The 20,293-nt window shown below is 32.0% G+C and carries 17 protein-coding genes; 15 read left to right on the forward strand and 2 right to left on the reverse strand.

What is annotated here, in order from left to right; translation table 11 throughout:
• Positions 1-84: 84 nt before the first annotated feature.
• The 3 genes from HYG84_RS06775 (at position 85) to HYG84_RS06785 (ending at position 3,312) form a co-directional block, all read left to right on the forward strand.
• Complete coding sequence (locus HYG84_RS06775; RefSeq protein WP_212381504.1) at positions 85-2,088, forward strand: methyl-accepting chemotaxis protein; 2,004 nt, start codon at positions 85-87, stop codon at positions 2,086-2,088.
• A 141-nt stretch (positions 2,089-2,229) separates the two neighbouring features.
• Positions 2,230-2,727: an SEC-C metal-binding domain-containing protein gene (locus HYG84_RS06780; RefSeq protein WP_212381506.1), complete on the forward strand. Its 498-nt coding sequence runs from the start codon at positions 2,230-2,232 to the stop codon at positions 2,725-2,727.
• A gap of 99 nt (positions 2,728-2,826) precedes the next feature.
• A complete protein-coding gene (locus tag HYG84_RS06785) occupies positions 2,827-3,312 on the forward strand; it encodes a dUTP diphosphatase (RefSeq protein WP_212381508.1) in 486 nt (161 codons plus the stop codon).
• Between the two features lie 18 nt (positions 3,313-3,330).
• Here the strand turns inward: HYG84_RS06785 and HYG84_RS06790 are convergent, their stop codons facing one another.
• Positions 3,331-4,698 carry an MATE family efflux transporter gene (locus HYG84_RS06790; protein WP_249168729.1) on the reverse strand — a complete coding sequence of 456 codons (1,368 nt, stop codon included), beginning with the start codon at positions 4,696-4,698 and terminating at the stop codon, positions 3,331-3,333.
• 637 nt (positions 4,699-5,335) lie between these two features.
• Here HYG84_RS06790 and HYG84_RS06795 point away from each other — a divergent pair.
• The 4 genes from HYG84_RS06795 to HYG84_RS06810 all read left to right on the forward strand — a co-directional run bounded on the left by HYG84_RS06795 (position 5,336) and on the right by HYG84_RS06810 (position 8,683).
• The gene (locus tag HYG84_RS06795) at positions 5,336-5,818 is read left to right on the forward strand and encodes a metallophosphoesterase (RefSeq protein ID WP_212382112.1); all 483 of its coding nucleotides are present in this window, start codon (positions 5,336-5,338) and stop codon (positions 5,816-5,818) included.
• A 21-nt stretch (positions 5,819-5,839) separates the two neighbouring features.
• Complete coding sequence (locus tag HYG84_RS06800) at positions 5,840-6,841, forward strand: hypothetical protein (RefSeq protein WP_212381510.1); 1,002 nt, start codon at positions 5,840-5,842, stop codon at positions 6,839-6,841.
• Between the two features lie 113 nt (positions 6,842-6,954).
• On the forward strand, positions 6,955-7,785 hold the full coding sequence (locus tag HYG84_RS06805; RefSeq protein WP_212381512.1) for a nitroreductase family protein: 831 nt from the start codon (positions 6,955-6,957) through the stop codon (positions 7,783-7,785).
• 43 nt (positions 7,786-7,828) lie between these two features.
• Positions 7,829-8,683 carry a bifunctional 5,10-methylenetetrahydrofolate dehydrogenase/5,10-methenyltetrahydrofolate cyclohydrolase gene (locus tag HYG84_RS06810; RefSeq protein WP_212381514.1) on the forward strand — a complete coding sequence of 285 codons (855 nt, stop codon included), beginning with the start codon at positions 7,829-7,831 and terminating at the stop codon, positions 8,681-8,683.
• Between the two features lie 148 nt (positions 8,684-8,831).
• Here HYG84_RS06810 and HYG84_RS06815 read toward each other — a convergent pair whose 3' ends face one another.
• Entirely contained in the window at positions 8,832-10,817 is a 1,986-nt protein-coding gene (locus HYG84_RS06815) for a methyl-accepting chemotaxis protein (protein ID WP_212381516.1), read from the reverse strand.
• Positions 10,818-11,170: 353 nt separating this feature from the next.
• On the opposite strand from HYG84_RS06815, the gene HYG84_RS06820 reads away from it, so the two are divergent.
• The 8 genes from HYG84_RS06820 to HYG84_RS06855 all read left to right on the forward strand — a co-directional run bounded on the left by HYG84_RS06820 (position 11,171) and on the right by HYG84_RS06855 (position 20,281).
• The gene (locus tag HYG84_RS06820) at positions 11,171-12,499 is read left to right on the forward strand and encodes a hypothetical protein (protein WP_212381518.1); all 1,329 of its coding nucleotides are present in this window, start codon (positions 11,171-11,173) and stop codon (positions 12,497-12,499) included.
• A 98-nt stretch (positions 12,500-12,597) separates the two neighbouring features.
• The gene (locus HYG84_RS06825; protein WP_212381520.1) at positions 12,598-13,926 is read left to right on the forward strand and encodes a glutamate--cysteine ligase; all 1,329 of its coding nucleotides are present in this window, start codon (positions 12,598-12,600) and stop codon (positions 13,924-13,926) included.
• On the forward strand, positions 13,901-15,235 hold the full coding sequence (locus tag HYG84_RS06830; RefSeq protein ID WP_212381522.1) for a circularly permuted type 2 ATP-grasp protein: 1,335 nt from the start codon (positions 13,901-13,903) through the stop codon (positions 15,233-15,235). Before HYG84_RS06825 ends, HYG84_RS06830 begins: the two co-directional genes overlap by 26 nt.
• Before the next feature lie 320 nt (positions 15,236-15,555).
• Positions 15,556-15,774, forward strand: coding sequence for a FeoA family protein (locus tag HYG84_RS06835; RefSeq protein ID WP_212381524.1), 219 nt, complete (start codon positions 15,556-15,558; stop codon positions 15,772-15,774).
• Positions 15,775-15,792: 18 nt separating this feature from the next.
• Positions 15,793-17,652 carry a ferrous iron transport protein B gene (gene feoB / locus HYG84_RS06840; RefSeq protein WP_212381525.1) on the forward strand — a complete coding sequence of 620 codons (1,860 nt, stop codon included), beginning with the start codon at positions 15,793-15,795 and terminating at the stop codon, positions 17,650-17,652.
• 22 nt (positions 17,653-17,674) lie between these two features.
• The gene (locus HYG84_RS06845) at positions 17,675-17,821 is read left to right on the forward strand and encodes a hypothetical protein (protein WP_212381526.1); all 147 of its coding nucleotides are present in this window, start codon (positions 17,675-17,677) and stop codon (positions 17,819-17,821) included.
• Between the two features lie 150 nt (positions 17,822-17,971).
• Entirely contained in the window at positions 17,972-19,177 is a 1,206-nt protein-coding gene (locus tag HYG84_RS06850; RefSeq protein ID WP_212381527.1) for an AI-2E family transporter, read from the forward strand.
• Between the two features lie 363 nt (positions 19,178-19,540).
• Complete coding sequence (locus HYG84_RS06855) at positions 19,541-20,281, forward strand: beta-ketoacyl-ACP reductase (protein ID WP_212381528.1); 741 nt, start codon at positions 19,541-19,543, stop codon at positions 20,279-20,281.
• Positions 20,282-20,293 lie beyond the last annotated feature (12 nt).

Below are 20,293 nucleotides of genomic sequence, written 5' to 3' on the forward strand. Positions count from 1 at the left end.
AAATATTACATAATTCTACAATATATGATAAAATGGTAACATATTTATATGTTGGTATTAATTTCTTAATGGGAGGAAAAAACTGTGAAATCTATACGTAAGCAAATAATAATGTTTTTTGGATTGTCAATTACTACTTTATTAGTAATAATGGGGTTTTTTGTTCACACGCAAGTTAGAGATACTATTATACCTCTAACGGAAGGAATGATAGTTCAAGTAGCTGATGCTAGAGATGGGGAAATATCTCAATGGATGCAAGGAAATAGCCATGAAGTTAAAGCAATATCATCAGAAAAAATTATTAGGTCTGGTAATTGGGAAGAAATAAAACCATATTTAGAGTATAGAGGCACCCAATTAAGAGAGGATTTTCTATTAATGTGGTTTGCAGACTTAGATGGAAATTTTCATACAACAACCGGTGGTTCAGGCAACATAAGAAATAGAGAAGACTTTAAGGCTATTGTAGATGAAAAGAAAGAAATGTACATATCTAATCCTATGATATCTGAAGTAACAAAGGAGCCAATAGTAACAATTGTACATCCTGTTAAGAATGAAGGTGGAGAATTAATTGGTGCCTTTGCTGGGGTAATAAAAATTGATAAACTATCAGAAATCGCTAATGATATTGGTATAGGAAATAATGGATTTGGTATGATTGTAGATGGTGCTGGTTTAGTTTTGGCTCATCCTGATGATGAAACAAGATTAAAATTAAATCTTAATACTGGTTCCGAAAATGGGTATGAGGGGCTGGAAGAAATAGCACAAAGAATGGCAGCTGGTGAGACGGGTAGTCAAATATATAAAGATGCAGATGGTCAAAGAAACTTTTTGATATTTTCTCCTATTGGTGCTACTCCAGGTTGGAGTTTGGCTATTAAGATACCAGTGGATCAAATAAGACAGGCAAGCGATAGCATTTTAAATACTATTATTATATTGACATCTATTGTTATTGCGATAACTTTAGTTGTATTTTATATTATATCAGGTTCAATAAGTAGGCCTATAGTTGAAAGTGCAAATTATGCAAATCAAATTGCCAATTTAGATGCTTCAAAAAATGTACCTGATAAGCTTTTAGCAAGGAATGATGAAGTAGGTACTTTAGCACAGTCTCTACAATCAATTGTAGAGAAGTTAAGGGATTTTATAGGTACTGTTGGAGATTCTGCAGATCAGGTCTCTATCTCGTCACAAATTTTAGCAAACACATCTGAACAGTCGTCTGCTTCCTCAGAGGAAGTAGCAAGAACAATAGAACAAATAGCTGAAGGGGCTACAGAACAGGCTGAAAATACTGAAGAAGGAGTAAGAAAAACAGATGAATTAGGAGAGATTATTGAATTAGAGCTAGAGTGTATAGTCGAGATAATGAAGCAGGCGGAGGCAGTTATGCAACTAAAGGATGATGGAGCAGCCATTGTTTCACAATTAACAAATAAAACTAATGCAAGTATCAATGCTATTAAAGAAGTACATGATGGAATTATAAAAACAAATGCTAGTTCAGAAAAAATAGATGAAGCAAGTAAGGTGATACAAAGTATAGCAGAACAAACTAATTTATTAGCTTTAAATGCTGCTATAGAGGCTGCAAGGGCAGGTGAAGCTGGAAGAGGATTTGCTGTAGTGGCAGAAGAAATAAGAAAATTAGCAGAGCAATCTAGTAATTCTACTAGAGAGATTGAAGAAGTAGTTAGGGAGTTACAAAGCAATTCACAGATTGCAGTTGAAATTATTACTAATGTGGCTGAGATTACTAGAGATCAGGAAAATAGTGTTGAAATGACTAAAAATTCTTTTGACGGAATTTCAGATGCTATTATAATGACACAGGCAATGATGAATGAGCTCAATGAGGCTGGTAAAGATATGGCAGAAAAGAAGAACGAAATAATAGGAATTATTCAAAATTTATCTGCTATAGCTCAGGAAAATGCAGCTGCAACTGAGGAGGCTTCTGCTTCTACAGAAGAACAATCAGCTTCCATGGAGGAAATTTCTAGTGCTAGCAATGACATGGCTAACTTAGCAAATGAATTAAAAGAAGTAATTTCTAAATTCAAGATTAGCTAATATATATTTTATGAAATAAAAAAGAAATATAAAATAATTGGCAAAAAAATCAAAACTAACTATAGGAATATAGTTGAAAGGATAAATACAATATAATATAATAGTAACGGTCAAAGTTTATTTAGAGAAGGAGAAAGAGAAATGAGCTTATATAGTCAATGGAAACAAATTGCCTTTGAACATACAGAGGAACAGCAAGCTGTTAAATTCTGGAACGAATATTGCGCAGTAGAAAAAACAATATATGAAAAAGTTTTAGAAGGTCCTACAACTACTATAAAAGGGATACTTGCTGACTTGGCAAAAGAATATGGAGTTGACAACGTTACTTTTGTAGGATTTATTGATGGGATCAATACTAGTCTTCAGCCAGAGATCAATTTAGAAGAGTTAGATGAAAATAGTACTGTAGAGTTAAACATCGATTTAGAAAAGCTGTACTATAACATGTTAGGAGCTAATGCTGAATGGCTTTATACTTTACCTCAGTGGGATAATATTCTTACTGAAGAAAAGAGAAAAGAAATCAAAAAGTCCTATAACTCTACTAAAACTGTAGTTAAAGAAGATAAAATAGGTAGAAACGAAGTGTGCCCTTGTGGTAGTGGTAAAAAATATAAGAAGTGTTGTGGTAAATAACTAGTATATATAAGACTGTCTATAGATTAGTAGGCAGTCTTATTATTTTAGATATCAGTATAGGAATTTTTGATATGCTATATAGAATGGAGGATTAAAATGGATTTAATTAAATTATATGAAATACAAAAGCAACTAGATGATCGTATACATATAGAACATGGACTTAATGGTAAAAACCTTATACCATATAAAATATTAGCTCTGCAGGTAGAGTTAGGAGAATTAGCTAATGAAACTCGTTGTTTTAAGTTTTGGAGTAATAAAGGAGCTTCTTCTAAGGAGGTTATTTTAGAGGAATATGTAGACTGTCTTCATTTTATTTTAAGTATAGGTTTGGATAGTGGATTAACAAATATTAATTTAAAGCAAATTAATAATTCTAATGATCTAATAGATCAATTTCAAAATATATTTACCCGCGTTATTACATTTCAATATGAGCCTGTAATAGATAACTATGAAAAATTATTTAATCATTTCCTATTATTAGGCAAAAAATTAGATTTTACAGAGGAAGAAATATATGCCTCTTATTTAGAAAAGAATAGAATAAATCATCAAAGGCAGGATGAAGGATATTAAGTAATAAAGAAGAAGGCACTAAGCAAGCGCCTTCTTCTTTATTATTTGTTTTTGCCATTTGCCGCTTAGGTAAACTATAAGACCAAAAATACAGATTAATCCATTACTAAGTACCATAGCATACCAAACACCACTAGAACCCCAATGTGTATATTTTTTAAATAACATAATCATTGGAATACGTATACCCCACAGACGGCCCATATCCATCATCATAGCATATATAGTATGGCCAGAACCTTGGAAGGTGCCTACAAAAACTTGGAAGAATCCCATTAGTGGTAATGATGCAGATATAAGTTTTAAGTATTCTGTACCTTGTCTAAAAACTTCAGGATCATTTTTTACAAATATTGATACAATATTTGGAGAAGCAATAAATAAAATAATACCACCGATAATCATAAATATAGTAGAAAGTCTCATTGATGTTTTAAAAGCTAATGTAGTCCTATCCTTTTTATTTGCACCTAAATTTTGACCAATAATAGTAGCAAGAGCATTGCCAATTCCCATAACAGGCATTAATATTAGAGAGTTAATTCTATTTCCTATCCCAAAAGCGGCTAAAGTATCTGCACCGTATGAAATAACAAATCCATTTAAAATAACAAATCCAAAAGCTGCTGCAGATTGGCCTAAGGAAGCGGGTAATCCAATACTAATAATCTCACCAAGAGTTTTTCGATCTAATCCTAAATTATTTTTGTCTAAATAAATTCCGTTTTTCTGGGCAAATAAAGTGTAAATAGCGTATAAGGCAAAAATCATTCTAGATAAAACCGTTGCTATTGCTGCTCCCCTAATACCCATTCCAAAGGTAAATATGAATATTGGATCTAAAATGATATTAAGAATTACACCCATTACATTTAAAACCATAGGCGTAACTGTATCTCCCTGACCTTGCTTTATAGAAGTGTAAACAAGAAATAGGAACATACCTGGGATTTCCCAAAACATAATTGATAAATATTCAGTGCTATAGGTAAATACATCACCATTTCCCCCCATAGCCTTTACTATGTAGGGAGTAGAAAAATAACCTATAATACCAAGAATAATAGATAAAATTACAGAAAAGCTGAACATCTGGGTGGCTACTCTTGTTGCATCTTTTTCTCCATTAGAGCCAATATACTGAGATATTAAGGCAGTTCCAGCAACATTAATACCTGTTCCTACGGATAGGGTTAAAAAAATCACAGGAAATACTAATGTAATAGAGGCCATTTCTAGGGTTCCTAACTTACTTACCCAATAAGTATCTGCTAAATTATATAGGGTTTGAACCAAATTGTTAAACATAATTGGGGCAGCTAAGGTTAATATAACTCTAGACATGTTTCCTTCTAAGATGAGTTTTTGTTTTTCTTTGTAGTTCATCCTTATTTAGGCAAAATCAGTGCCCATTTCAATATGGGATGTATTGCCAACTCCTTTCTTTTTTAAAATCTATTCTATGGCGTATAGGAAGGTATAGAACTTATTAATATATTTCCGTAAAATACATTTCAACAAAGTTTTCTCCGATTTAAAAAGATTTGCTAGAAGCCCTTGTTCATATATTTAGATACGCTAAATATATTATAGCAGATTTATTTAAAAATTCAAAAACCTTTTTTATTATCAATTTTACACATACAATTGTTAAAAACAGCTTGATATCCATCATCTCTCTATATTACGTATATATAATTATATCAATTGATTGGCAAAAAAATAGATAATGGATAAATACGCACTGAGTAGTCAAACTATTTTGACTTGTACATACAATCCATGTAAAATTATAATAGAGATATATTGAAATAGAGTATTGCACAATTTCAGTACTAGAGAATTACAGTAACAATGGGGTTAAAGGTTGTAAGAGAGGAGGAGATTAATTATCAGATCTAGACTAAAGGAAAAAATATATCTGTGTATAAACAGGCCGTATATACCACCGGAGATAAAGAACGAAAAAGGTCCTATCTTATTACATATCAGCGATACTCCAGAAGAATCTTACCAATACATTATGAAGGCTATTAATAATATTAATCCACAATATATTGTGCATACTGGGGATATCGTAGACAATATAAAGTTAGAGACTAACCATAAATATTTACCGCTGTATGAAAGGGGCCTAAAAAAATTTATTGATTGTATAGAAGGCCATAGTGCAACCCCCTATTATGTGATGGGAAACCATGATGATATAGATAGTGTTATAAAGTTCTCAAATAAGGGTATTATTTTTAAAAAAGGAGTAATAGAAATAGAAGGGTGCTCATTTTATGTAAGTCACGAGTATGAAAAATCCAATAATAAGACAGACTATTGTCTATTTGGTCATTCCTTTGATCCTGTTCATCATAAAGAGGAGGATAAAGTTATTTTAAATGGGTTACTCAACATGAATGCTATTGCCTTATCCACAGGAAAAATTTATAAAATTGAATATCCCTTGGGGATAAACTATTATAGAAAAATGGAAAGAGGCAGTATAGGACTATAGAATCATTAGGGGGAGATAACTATGCTTTTTTTAAGAATGGGAGCTAGACTTTTATTTTTAAGAACAGATAATACAGAAGAGTTGAAAGACTTTATTGTAAAAAAATTGGATGGCAAACTTAGAGAATTTGAGCAATGTTTAGATGAATCAACAGAGGATAGTACAATTGTTTTTATAACAGATGCGCAACGAGAAAAGACAGATATAGATGATGCAAAATATATTATTTTAATAAGAGAGCCATCTTCTATATTTTTAGCTTCTATTTTAACTAGCCATCTAAGTGGACTTATACATAGGGCAGATTTGGGACCAGCTTGTCTAATAATGAGAATTGCCGGGGATGAAAACAAAGTAGTAGATAGATTGAAAAAATCCTATGATGGAGAAATTATTTCCTGGAAGGAAGGTATTAGAAAAGGCGAAAAAATGGATACGCTACTGGCACTAACGAATAAGCCTATAGGTGGTAAATTAGGTGGAAAGGATTTTATTGAAAGCTTACTATTATTACCTCATCCTGTTAATAATGTTCAAAAAAGGCTTAGGCTAGAGGGGATTGTATTTCTTACTCAAAGTATGGATGGTGGACAATGGTACGAATTAAGGATTAATATATATGATTCTAAGGGATACTATTCTGAACATTATAGAAGACTTATGTTAGTTTTAAATCAGCTAGAGCTAGGTATGGCTTTAGGAGAGACTTGGACACGGGACCATGCTCTAGTACTATACTCTGTACTAGCCTATCAAGTGCGATTGTTTACACTTTACCCTCCGGAAAAAGTAAAAAAAATATTATTAGGATTAGAGTATAATGAAGAAGGAGAACGTTTAGTAGACTTTGATCTATACTATCGTAACAAGAAGGTATCTTGGGTAGATATTGAAAGAAAGCAGAAAAAACGAAATAAGGTAGACGAATGTAAACAATACAGGAAAGAGTTACTTGAAAAATTACCTGAGGCAACTATAGAAAAGTTGATACAATTAGAGTTAGAAATTAAGCAAAAGGAATAGTGAAATCGGCTATTTTGCTTTTGTATAAATTTAGATTATTAAAGATTGGATTTGTATTTAAGAGGGTATACAAAAATAATATATTATATAGAATATAAAAAGGAGTGAGGGTCATGAGATTTATTAATTTACTTGAAAATCGGAAATCTGTTAGGGAGTATCAGAAAAGTCGATTAAGTTCTAAGGAAATTAAAGAGCTGGAGAAGTTTTTAGATGAAGTAAAGGTATTACGAAAGAATATAGAGGTTAATTTTGCTTTTATTGAAGATGGTTGGGGAAAAGAGGAGATTTTAAGAGGAAGAGCAGGCTATGTGGGTAACCCAATTTTAGCCCCTAATTATATTGCATTACTTAGCGAACCTAAGGAAGGATATTTATTAAATACAGCTTATATTTTAGAACAATTAGTGTTAAAGGCAGTAGAGCTTAACATAGGAAGTTGTTGGGTTTCAGTAGAGAAGGATGCAAGTGGGTTGAAAGATGCTCTTGGAATAGATAAACCAGGCGAAATAGTTGCTATGGTGGCTCTTGGATATCCAAAGACACGTATACCATTTACTAAAAAGAGTGTAAGTTCACGTATAGGAGTAGAAGATTTTGTATTTAAGGGTCAGTGGGGCAAGTCTATTTCTCATGAGGAGCTAGAGATGATGGGAATAGAGAGAATATTACATAGTATTAGGTTAGCACCATCTTGGGCAAATCTTCAGCCATGGAGACTAATTATAGATAATGATCAGATTATTTTAACTGTAGGTGGAAAAGATGTTGCGGAAAAGCATCTTATGTTAGATGCTGGTATTATGATGCTTTACATGGAAAGAGCCTTTAACCAAGAAGGATTAGTAGCAAATTGGAGTATATATACAAAGGAACTAGATGGCGACTTTTCTGAATATAATATACCTTCGGAATACAGAGCTATTGGCACACTACATATTTAAATAAAAACTAGGCTACAAATATTACTAGAGAGGGGTTATGTAAGTGGCTACATTATTAAAAGGAAAGCCTGTTGCTGATAATATTAGTGAAGGCTTAATAAAAGAAGTGGAGATTTTGAAAGAAAAAGAAACAACTCCAAAGCTTGCAATTATTAGGGTAGGTGCAAGACCAGATGACTTGGCATATGAAAGGGGTGCATTAAACAGATGTGCTAAGGTTGGAGTACAAACAGATGTAAAGGAGTTACCAGAAGATATTACACAAGAAGACTTCATCGAAGAATTGAGAAAGGTAAATAAGGATACCAATATTCATGGAATATTGGTGTTTAGACCTCTTCCTAAGCATTTAAACGAAGAAGTTATTAAATATGAAATTGCACCAGAAAAAGATGTAGATTGCTTTAGTCCTATTAATGCTGCAAAACTACTAGAGGGAGATGATACAGGTTTTCCTCCGTGTACACCTATGGCAGTTATTGAAATTTTAAAGCACTATCAGGTCCCTATGGAAGGGAAAAAGGCAGTGGTTTTAGGAAGATCAATGGTTGTAGGTAAGCCTGCTGCATTATTACTACTTAAGGAAAATGCTACAGTAACAATTTGCCACTCCAGAACACAAGAACTCTCTCGGGTTACCCAAGAAGGAGATATTTTAGTAGCAGCAATAGGTAAGGGTAAATTTGTAAAAGAGGATTTTGTAAAAGAAGGGTCAGTAGTTATTGATGTTGGTATAAATGTAGATGAAGAAGGAAATTTACATGGTGATGTGGATTTTGGTCAGTGCGAAAAGAAGGCTAGTATGATAACACCTGTACCTGGTGGTGTAGGATCTGTAACCACTTCAATTTTAGCTAAACATGTAATTAAAGCTTGCAAACTCCAAAATAATCTTTAAAAAATTATCCACCACTATCACATCGATCTTTGTACCACTGAAATTTCTAATTTTCATTAAAAATTTCAAGTGTAAAGAATATTATTTGTTTAATTTTTAGATAGAAAACAGAAATAGTCTCTAGGAATTTCCTAGAGACTATTTTTAACTATATTTTAAATACTTCTACTTGAGACTTTAATTGTCCAGCCAAGTCATTTAAGTGATCTGCTGCATTGGCTACTTCATCAACAGCTGAAGCAGTTTGTTCCATGGCAGCAGTAACTTCTTCAGAGGCAGCCGCTGTCTGTTCGGACACTGCAGATATATTTTCTATAAAAGAAACAATATGGCCACTATTTTCAGTCATCTCATCTATGTGGGTAGTTAACCCCTTAATTTTTTCCGTCATTTTCTCTATTGAATCATATATACTTCCAAAGGAAGTGCTCACATCCTCTACTGCTAAAATTTGATCATCAGTTTGAGATTTTACCTCACCCATTATTGATACTGCATTACTACTTTTTGTTAATATATCCGTAGTAATATACCTTATTTCATCAGTAGACGAACTAGATTGCTCAGCTAATTTCCTAATTTCTTCAGCAACTACTGCAAATCCCCTACCAGCTTCTCCAGCTCTGGCAGCTTCAATAGCAGCATTAAGAGCTAATAAATTAGTTTGGTCTGCTATAGAGCTAATGGTCTGTAATATTACACCAATTGACTGTGTGTGTTCATCAAGTTCCTTGATAGCTATTTCAACTCGATGAATTGCATCTTTATTGCGATCTGTTTTTTCTGTTAACTCTTGTACAGTTTCAACACCTTTTTCATTGGCACCTACCACCTCATTTGATAATTCTAACATTTCTATAGTTTCATTATTTAATTCAGTAAATTTTTCAGATAACTGATGAATCATAACAGCACCTTGCTCTGCATCTCTAGCTTGATCAGAAGCACCTCTTGCGATTTCTTCTACCGTTCTACTAACTTCTTCAGTGGAAGCACTAGTTTGTTGTGAAGATGCAGCTAAACTGTCAGCAGCCAAATTAATTTCACTTGAAGCTTTTTGTACATTAAATAACAATTGTCTAGTATGCTCTATAGTTTTATTTATAGTTATTGATAGTGATCCTATCTCATCATGTGAAGTGATATTAGTACGTACAGTAAAGTCTCCACTTCCTATTCTATCCATATCTTTAACTAGTTTACCTGTAGCCCTTGTAATACCTAATGCAAAGAAAATACCGATAATGATAGTAATTAATAGAGATAATCCTCCGTATAACATACTTTGATTGAGTATTGTAGAAGTATTATGCTCTATTTCGCTAATAAAAACTGTACCTATTACTTTCCAACCAGTTCTGTCTATATTATCAAATACTCCAATACGATCTTTATCTCCATAAGTATATTCTACCGGCTCCATATTGTTGGATCTAATAGCATTAAGAAGATCTGGTACTGGAAGCTCTTGTCCTACAAGTTCTTTATCCGGATGTATTATTAAGACACCGTTATTATCTGATAATGATAAATATCCTTCTTCTCCTATGGTGGCATCTGTTAACATGGTCGATATGCTATCTAAGGACACATCAATACCTACAACACCAATAAACTCATTGTCGTTTCTCCTATTATATACAGGTTTTGAAACCGTAATTGTAAGGTTACCTGTAGCTTCATCCACATATGGACTAGTCCAAGAGATGCCATTATTTTTAATCGCACCTGTATACCATTCTCTAGTTTGAGGATCAAAATCTACTGATAAATCTATATGAGGATAAATAAGAGTTTCTTTATCCCTTGTACCTAAATAAATAGATTGTATATTTTTATGGGTATCTTTAATGGATTTTAAACTCTCCATCATCCAAGATTTAGATGCCTCAACCGTGTATATTTGCTGAACATTAGCATCTTCTGACAACATATTCGTAGCTTCTTCCATAGAGTTCATAAATACATTAAATGTATCACTCATTCTATAGGTAATTTCATGGGAACTTTCTTCTAGTGATGTAGTTAAAATTTTATTCGCAACTCGATAGTTAACAAAGCCCAAAAATACAGTAGGAAGCAAAGTTAGGACTACGAGCAAGGCGACAATTTTCCACTTTAAAGACATTTTCATTATAAATCTCCTCTCATAAAAAATTTGACTATAATTGTCTAGAAAATTGCATATTATAATTTTACAAAATATTTGGTAGAATCCATTATGCAATCTCTTTAGTCAAGTAATTTGCTTAATTATGTAATTGCCCTAAAAGTACATTATATAATTCAACAAGTTTTTTAGCAATCCTTTATTTGAGTCCTAGAAAGTTATTGCATTCAATCTAAATTTAAATAAGTCTAAACTGGGTTTAAATTGAAATACGTTATTTTTAAGAAATATATAGAACCTTAGAACTATTAACTATTGAATTAATTTATTAAAAAAGGGAAAAATACAATAAACATAGTGTAAGGTGGTGCAATGTTATGAAAAAAAGGTCATTTTTATGTATAAATATCCTTGTAATTTTAATAGTATTTATAGGGTGTTCTAAAATATCAAAGGAAGAAAGTAATAATAATTTGCCTATTAATATGAAAAAGGGAGAACTTTTTCAAGTAAAATCAGTAGGAAAATTTTCTAGTATTAATGGATTTAAAGTAGAAGATGGCAAGTTCTTTTTTAGTGGAATTAAAAATGATAAATGGGGATTTTATGCATTAGATTTAAATAGCCACAGTCTAGAACAAAGATATAGTCAAGTTGGAGAATATGATGTTTTTATTCCACTAAATGGGCGGGATGCTATATATGTAGATTTAGATGGAAGACTATTTGTTAGACAGAATGGTAATGATAGAAAAATAGATGAGGAAATATATGGATCTTATAGTCCTAATATATTGGTTTCACCAGATCAGAAAGGAATTTTATATACTAAGGGAGTTCGAGGAGAATCAGATTTATATAGATATATGCTGGATGAAGATGCTCCTATAAAAATAAAGGATAAGATTTCTAAGGATGCATTTTTTACATTTTCATACACAACTCATTGGAGTAACAAAAGTCACTGCTTTATATTTGACAATAGAGAAATTTATGATAGCAATGGTAAACTATATGATACTATAGATGCAACTGCAGCAAAGTGGTCTCCAAATGATGAGATGGTAGCATTTATTAGAGAACCAAAAATATTGAAAAACAAACAAATTTTTGTAGGAGATTGGCAGTCTTACATAGGTACTGAGTTCGCTGTTTATAATATAGATGACAAAAATGACAAGACTATATATAAAAATGATATAGGTTTAATAGATGCTATAGATAATATCCAGTGGTCCAAGGATAGCTCTCTTGTAGGGCTTTCAGTGGGGAAAATAAACAGGAATACAAATGGAGAACTTGAGAATATAGATTACGAAAAAATATTTATTTATAGCTTTAAAACTAAAACAGGAAAAGAAGTAGGTAATATGCCTTATAACTTTTATGAGGTATTGTTTGACACATACATATATGGAAGCAGTATAGGAAAAAGGGATAGGGTAGAGATTGTTGAGGTTTTTGAAGATAATAGAAAAATCTTTGATAAACCAGTTATTTTGAATAGTAAAGATATGTTTGTTATTTCATATGAGGATACGGCATATTTAATTAACGGACGCGAGTTGATAGAAATAAATAGAGCAGGAGAGAGTAAAAAGATTATAGATCTTCCATGGGATATTAGTGAGATGTATTTTGATTCTAAAACACAACAATTAATTATTATTGATAAGGATTATTTTTTATTTGTAATAAAAATGTAATAAATATGTGAAAAAAATGTGTAAAACTGTTTTGTTTAGGGTACTAAAGTATTAATGTATAATTTATATGAATTTTTATCGAGATGAGGGTAGGTCATATGAAATATGAAAAAAATCTAGAATCGATTGTATCAATAATTAAACAAGGGGAAAAATCACTAAATCAGTTTAGAATAGGCGTTGAGTTTGAACATATTGTTGTTAAGGAAGATACCTTACAATCTGTTACTTATTATGGAGAGGAAGGTATAGAAGGAATCCTCAACAAGCTACTATTAAAAGGATATAAAGGTAAATATGAAGAAGAATATCTAGTAGGGTTAACTGGAGAAGACAGAGAAATTACATTAGAACCTGGGGGACAGTTAGAGATCAGCATCAAACCCTGTGGTACTATAGATGAGATAAAGTCTATTTATTTTAATTTTTTAAATGACATAGTACCTATATTAGAAGAACGAAATCTATTACTAATGGCAATAGGATACCATCCAAAGTCATCTATTGACCAAATTCCTTTTAATCCTAAAAAAAGATATGAATATATGTCTAAATATCTTGGAGAAAAGGGAAAGTATGCTCATAATATGATGAAGGGTACAGCGGCTCTTCAAGTATCTATAGATTATATTAATGAGGAGGATTTTATTAGAAAGTTTAGGGTGGCTAATTTTATTAGCCCATTACTATATTTAATATCAGATAATTCACCTATTTTTGAAGGACAAATTTATTATAAATTTGGTTTGAGAAGTCTTATATGGGAAAATACAGATAAACAAAGAAGTGACATTGTGCCTAATTCATTAAACAAGAAATTTGGCTATAAAGATTATGGGAAATATATATTAAGTGTTCCGCCTATTTTAGTTATGAAAGATGGAGAGTTTATTGGTACCGGCGATAAGACTGTAGAGCAGATTATGGAAGAATATACTTTTTCTGAAGAGGAAATAGCTCATATTATGACCATGGTATTCCCAGATGTTAGGGCAAAACACTATATAGAACTTCGCATGGGAGATTCTTTACCATATCCATATAACTTCTCCTATATTACCTTAATTAAAGGGATATTTTACAATGAAATCGCTTTAGAGTACTTATACAAATTATCTTTGAGAGCTGAGGATGATCAAATTCATATAGCTAAAGATCTTATGCACGAAAAGGGATTTGGTGCGCACATAGGATCAAAAGCCGCATATGATTTTATTCGTATAATGTTTGATTTAGCGAAAAAAGCTTTAAGTCCAGAAGAGAAGGAATTGTTAATGCCCTTGGAGAAACTATTAATCAATAAAAATAATTTATCCACCATATCTAAAGAGAGAGTCAGAAATGAGGGAGTAAGCGGATTAAAGTGGTGCAATTTAAACCAATGGGTGAGAGGGGAAGAAGATGTCCATAACAAGGGAATTATATAATACTTATGAAGATATTGTAATGAAAAACAAAGATGCTTTCCTTAAAGATTATAGTCAAGTAATGCGAAGAGTAGAAGAGTCACCAGCAAAATATAAAGGGAATCCGGTAGAGTTTTTGTATCAGCCAATGCTTCTAGCTGAAGATGATTTTAAGCGTTTTAAAAGCCTTACAGATCAATTGATAAAAATACTGAATAAAGTTATAGATAAATATATAGAGGATGAAAACTTTCGATCTTACTTTGGATTTTCACCTCTTCTAGAGCAACTTATTTTAAAAGATCCGGGGTATAGTATAAATATACCAATGGGTAGATTTGATATTTTTTATAATCTGGACGGTAGTTTTCAATTTTGTGAATTAAATGCTGACGGTTCCTCGGGAATGGTAGAAGCCAGGGAATTACAAAAAATAATTGGAGAATCCTTTGCAGTAGATAAATTGAAAAAGTCGCATATATTACAGGATTTTGAGCTGTTTGATTCTTGGACAGAGGCTTTATTAGCTAATTATAAGGAATTTAGTAAGAGTGATGACAAGCCTCAAATTGCAATTATAGACTGGTTAGATGGTGACCCTCCTAGTGAGTTTGTAGAATTTAAAAAAACCTTTGAAAACTTTGGATGTAAAACAGTTATTGCAGACCCAAGAGATCTAGTTTATAGAGATAATAAACTCTACTATGGAGACTTTAGAATAGACTGCATATATCGTAGAGCCGTAACATGGGAGATTGTAGAAAAGCAAGATGAAGTAAAGGACTTTATTAATGCGTATTTAGATGGGAAGATATGTGTAGTAGGGCCTATACGGTCTCAAGTAATCCATAACAAAATAATATTTGCAATTTTGCACGATTCTACAAAGACACCTTTCTTAACAGAAGAAGAAAGAGAGTTTGTGAAAAAACATATTCCATATACTACTATATTTGATATAGAAAACGAAGAACTATTAGAATTTACTATTAGGAATAAAGATGAATTGGTTTTGAAGCCTATGGATAAATACGCATCAAGAGGAGTACGTATAGGTGCTGATTTTACTAAAGAAGAGTGGAAAAAGATTATAAAAGAAGAAGCGAAAGATGAATATATATTGCAGCAGCTTTGCAAAATACCTAAACTACCAATGGCTATGGTAAAGGATAATGATATTAAATTTGTAGAAAACAATTACTTAATTGGACTGTTTATGTATAACGGAAAGCTTCAAGGGCTATATACTCGTACAGGTACTAAGAATATTATAGGAAGTATAGTGGAGTGTTATACAGTACCTAACTTTATTGTGTCTAAGAATATGTAAGCTTTATAAATATAGAGAGTTTTTTAAAGAAAGAGTAGATTGGTAATACTTTCGGCATTTAATAGGGTAGCATTAAACTAGCTTTTATTGTTGACGAGAAGCAGAAACTTCAAATAATAATTATATTCTAAGATAATGAGAGAATTCTAAAATAGAGTTCTCTTTTATTTTTGTATAATAGCGTCAGGCGATTTTGTTTTTTTGTTGACAAAAAAATATAAGAGGAGTATATTATAAATGAAAATGGTAATCACTTACATTGTTCTAATGATAATGACTTTTAAATTCAAATTCATATAATTACTTGGAGGTGTACTGTAATGACGTTAGATAGTGCAGTAAAGGGGCAGAGAATTGAAATACTTAATATACCTGATGCTGGTATTCGTGCTCAGGCTATAAGATTTGGAATTTGTGAAGGGGCACAGCTTATATGTGCAGAAAAATTGCCAGCTGGACCAATTATTTTGCAAAATAGAATGCAAGAAATAGCGATTGGGCGTAGACTTGCAGAGACTATACAAATAAAAATTATATAATGAATGTGAGGTATAAGTATGAGTGGTCATGATTTAGATACGGTTGTAGAAATTCCTGAAGGTAGCAAGAAAATAGTATTAGTAGGGAATCCGAACGTAGGAAAATCAGTTTTTTTCAATGCTTTAACAGGCGTATATGTGGATGTATCTAACTTTCCAGGAACTACAGTTGATATTAGCCATGGAAAGTATAAAGATGATTTTGTAATGGATACTCCTGGTGTATATGGAGTATCATCATTTAACGATGAAGAAAAAGTAGCTAGGGACGTTATACTCAATGGAGATATTATTTTAAATGTAGTAGATGCTGTACATTTAGAGAGGGATCTATTTTTAACTCAGCAAATAATAGATATGGGTAAGCCTGTAATTGTGGCACTTAATATGATGGATGATGTTAAAAGAAATGGAATGAATATTGATATTAAACAACTTTCAAAAGAGCTAGGTGTTAAGGTAATAGCTACCACAGCCATAAAGGGAGAAGGAATTGAAGATGTAAAAGATGCCATCTGCTGTGCTACATCAGGAAATCAACTAGATATAGTAAAAAAATATATGCCTGCTGTAGAAGATCAAGTTGAAGTAGCTTCGGAGGCTCTATTAGTACTAGAAGAAGATGAAAATGTTATTTCTCGTAATAATGTTACATTTAATGATAAACTCCGAGAAACAATCTATATGGAAAGAAGACGAAGAGTAGATGCAATAATTAATAAGGTAGTTTCTGAAAATACTCAAGGAGCATCTTTTAAAACTAAGCTTGGAAGATGGATGGTCCAACCTTTAACAGGTATTCCTATTTTAGCTTTTACATTATTTATTATGTACCAACTTATAGGAGTATTTGTAGCACAAACAGTTGTAGGAGTTACAGAAGAAGTTATAATGGGCACTTATTATAATAATTTTATTATGAATTTATTCTCTGGATTAATTGTAGAAGAGAGTTTTATAGGTAAGTTATTAATTGGAGAATTTGGATTATTTACTATGACTCCAATCTATTTATTGGGACTGTTATTACCTTTAGTAGTTGGTTTTTATCTTATACTTTCAGCTCTGGAGGACTCGGGATATTTGCCAAGAATAGCTACCTTAGTAGACCGTATGCTTATGAGTTTAGGTCTAAATGGTAGGGCAGTTATACCAATGATACTTGGGTTTGGGTGTGTTACTATGGCCACTATTACGACCCGACTATTAGGATCAAAAAGAGAGCGTTTTATTGCAACTATGCTATTAGGATTAGCAATACCTTGTTCTGCCCAGATTGGAGTTATTGCAGGATTAGTTGCTCCATTAGGATTTAAATATACTATGATATATGTTATTACTATATTTGCTGTATTTGTAATTATAGGAACATTACTAAATAAAGTAATGCCTGGAAAGTCAACTGACTTATTAATAGATTTACCACCACTACGATTACCACAGTTATCTAATGTGCTTAAGAAAACTTACACTAAATCTATTATGTTTATGAAGGAAGCGGGACCATTGTTCGCACTAGGAGCAGTAATAATTACAGTTATGCAGTATACTGGTGCTTTAGATGGGGTAATAGGAGTTTTTGCACCAATAACACAAGGATTCTTAAGGCTAGATCCTCGAGTAGCTACAGCTTTTATTATGGGTATAGTTAGAAGGGACTTTGGAGCAGCAGGACTAGACTCTTTAGTTAAGGCAGGTTTATTATCCCCTCCACAAATAATAGTATCTTTAGTTGCTATTACTTTATTTGTTCCTTGTATCGCAGCTATCATGGTTATATTTAAGGAAAGAAGCTGGCAAGAATCAGTAGGTATTTGGATTGGTAGCTTTGTAATTTCTTTCTTAACAGCTGGAATATTAGCGCAAATTATTATATAAGTGTAAAAGAGAGGGTGAAGTAATGATGGTTACTTGTCCTAAATGTAAGTTAGAAATAAAAGATGGTGAAGAAGGACGTTGTCCTAGATGTTATACTATTTTAAAAGTGTATAAAAAATGTGAGGATTGTAAAGGATGCACCTTATTTAGAGCATGTAAAAAAGATTAATGTAGCCCCAAGCTAATCCCCTTTGGACCAAATAAGTGTAACCGAAGGGGGTTATTTTAAAATTAAGTTAAATATAAGTGGAATTTATAGGCCATATACTGTAGAATCATATTAAAGAAAAGTTTAAACATACAGATAAGGGTGAGAAGAATGAAAATTAAGCTAGATAAGCAATATTTAAAGTACTCTTTATATGCTTTTTTAACAATAGCACTATCCATTGTTTTCTATTTATCCTTAGGAAATTTAGGTTATTTTTTACAATGGATATCTATTCAGACGAGTAGACTTAAGAAGGTTTTAAGTCCTGTTATAATGGCTATTTTCATAGCTTATTTATTAAATCCAGGTGTTAGGTGGTTCGAGACCCAGGTATATAATAAAATTGGTAGAATAAAATCTATTAGGAAGCTACCGAGAGTATTGAGTATTTTAACTATATACCTATTCTTATTCGGCCTAATTGCGATGGTAATAGTTTTTGTTGCTCCACAGATTGGTAGTAACATAGCTGAAATTAGCCGAAGGGTTCCAGAATATATAAACTCTACAATTGATATTGTAGATGAGTGGTCCAACAAATGGTCTAACGAGCTTAGTGCAGCTAATAATGTTTATAACATTACTGGGCACATTGAAAAGAATATTAATGAAATATTTACAAATGCAAGTAAATTGCTGGATTATATTTTCAACAATATTGTTATGGGAGTTATGAATATTACATCTGGAATATTCAATTTCATACTAGGTATAATTATTTCCTTCTATTTATTAGGCGATAAGGAATCTTTTAAGAGGGGGATAGAAAGAATATTACGTGCAATATTTCATGGAAAAACAGTAGATAGATTAAAAGATTTTGGAAGAGAAGCGGATACAATATTTGGGAAGTTTATAGTAGGAAAATTTATAGATTCTTTTATTATAGGTGCACTTTGCTTTGTGGGATTAACTATATTAAAAATACGATATGCTTTACTAATTAGTGTTATTATAGGAGTTACTAACATGATTCCTTATTTTGGACCATTTATCGGTGCGGTACCAGCAGTAATTATAACATTTTTTGATAGCCCTATAAACGCCTTATGGGTTACAATATTTATATTTATACTTCAACAGTTTGACGGATTGATTTTAGGACCTAAAATCCTTGGAGAGAGTGTAGGGCTAAGTCCATTTTGGATTATTTTTTCTATAGTTTTAGGTGGAGGACTTTATGGAGTAATCGGAATGTTCCTTGGAGTACCTGTAGTAGCTATTGTAATAACCTTTGCTAATAGATTAATTGATTGGCAGTTAGAGAAAAAGAGTATAAAAATATATGAAGAAGATATACGACTAGATAAATAAAAGCAACATTTTAAATGTTAATTGTAGATAAAAGGAACAGTTTCCCATAGATATGTACAAGAAATGTACATGTATAATTCACATAATATAAATGATAAAGCAGCTGTATAATTCAATGTAAAAGAAATATACAGCTGCTATTTTCATATATTATATAGAGTAAGGTTTGTAGGTGATTATATTCACTGCTATAGTCAGCAAAGGTAAAAGTTTTCTTGAGTAAAAGCAGTTAAGGTGCTTATTTTTACATACAATAAGGTGGTCAATTGTAGGGGATAAAAAATGGCATGGAATTTGCAATGCTTATTGATGATAGAAAATTCAAATAAATTATATATTAATAATATAAAGGGAGGGGTTTAAATGAGATTAGATGGAAAAGTTGCAGTAGTAACAGGTTCAACTTCAGGTATTGGTAAGGCAACTGTATTAAGGTTTGCAGAAGAAGGAGCAAAAGTAGTTGTTTGGGGTATTTCAAATGAAGAAGTTAATCCGATGGTGACTGAGCTTAAAGATAAAGGCGCAGATGTTTTAGGTGTGGTAGCAAACGTAGTTAATAGCGAAGAAGTTAATAAAACTATGAATGATATTAAAAATCACTTTGGCAAAATCGATATTATTGTTAATAATGCAGGCATTACAGCAGATGCACAAATATTAAAAATGACTGAGGATCAATTTGATAAGGTAATAGCTGTTAATCTAAAAGGAGTATATAATACAGGGCAGGCGGCAGCCAAAATAATGGCTGAGCAAGGCTTTGGTGTTATCCTAAGTACATCCTCGGTAGTAGGTTTATATGGAAACTTTGGTCAAACAAACTATGCGGCAACAAAATTTGCTGTCATTGGTATGACAAAAACATGGGCAAAGGAGCTAGGTAGAAAAGGTATTAGAGCTAATGCAGTAGCACCAGGATTTATTGCTACAGAAATGACTGCTAAAATGCCTGAAAAGGTTTTAGATATGATGAAGGATAAATCTCCACTAAAAACATTGGGGGATCCATCTGATGTTGCCAATGCTTTCTTGTTTTTAGCCTCCGACGAAGCCAAGTTTATAAGTGGTGAAGTACTATCTGTAGATGGAGCTGTTACATTATAGATTTATATATTA

Origin of the sequence: Alkaliphilus sp. B6464 (assembly GCF_018141165.1) — a bacterium.
Classification (GTDB): Bacteria; Bacillota; Clostridia; order Peptostreptococcales; family Natronincolaceae; genus Alkaliphilus_B.

Excerpts from the sequence above, each read along its gene's own strand:
- HYG84_RS06805 (WP_212381512.1), top strand. The coding sequence starts at position 6,955 with ATGAGATTTATTAATTTACTTGAAAATCGGAAATCTGTTAGGGAGTAT.
- HYG84_RS06850 (WP_212381527.1), top strand. The coding sequence starts at position 17,972 with ATGAAAATTAAGCTAGATAAGCAATATTTAAAGTACTCTTTATATGCT.
- feoB (WP_212381525.1), top strand. The coding sequence starts at position 15,793 with ATGAGTGGTCATGATTTAGATACGGTTGTAGAAATTCCTGAAGGTAGC.
- HYG84_RS06845 (WP_212381526.1), top strand. The coding sequence starts at position 17,675 with ATGATGGTTACTTGTCCTAAATGTAAGTTAGAAATAAAAGATGGTGAA.
- HYG84_RS06815 (WP_212381516.1), bottom strand. The coding sequence starts at position 10,817 with ATGAAAATGTCTTTAAAGTGGAAAATTGTCGCCTTGCTCGTAGTCCTA.
- HYG84_RS06790 (WP_249168729.1), bottom strand. The coding sequence starts at position 4,698 with ATGAACTACAAAGAAAAACAAAAACTCATCTTAGAAGGAAACATGTCT.
- HYG84_RS06825 (WP_212381520.1), top strand. The coding sequence starts at position 12,598 with ATGAAATATGAAAAAAATCTAGAATCGATTGTATCAATAATTAAACAA.
- HYG84_RS06820 (WP_212381518.1), top strand. The coding sequence starts at position 11,171 with ATGAAAAAAAGGTCATTTTTATGTATAAATATCCTTGTAATTTTAATA.
- HYG84_RS06830 (WP_212381522.1), top strand. The coding sequence starts at position 13,901 with ATGTCCATAACAAGGGAATTATATAATACTTATGAAGATATTGTAATG.
- HYG84_RS06785 (WP_212381508.1), top strand. The coding sequence starts at position 2,827 with ATGGATTTAATTAAATTATATGAAATACAAAAGCAACTAGATGATCGT.
- HYG84_RS06795 (WP_212382112.1), top strand. The coding sequence starts at position 5,336 with ATGAAGGCTATTAATAATATTAATCCACAATATATTGTGCATACTGGG.
- HYG84_RS06835 (WP_212381524.1), top strand. The coding sequence starts at position 15,556 with ATGACGTTAGATAGTGCAGTAAAGGGGCAGAGAATTGAAATACTTAAT.
- HYG84_RS06780 (WP_212381506.1), top strand. The coding sequence starts at position 2,230 with ATGAGCTTATATAGTCAATGGAAACAAATTGCCTTTGAACATACAGAG.
- HYG84_RS06800 (WP_212381510.1), top strand. The coding sequence starts at position 5,840 with ATGCTTTTTTTAAGAATGGGAGCTAGACTTTTATTTTTAAGAACAGAT.
- HYG84_RS06855 (WP_212381528.1), top strand. The coding sequence starts at position 19,541 with ATGAGATTAGATGGAAAAGTTGCAGTAGTAACAGGTTCAACTTCAGGT.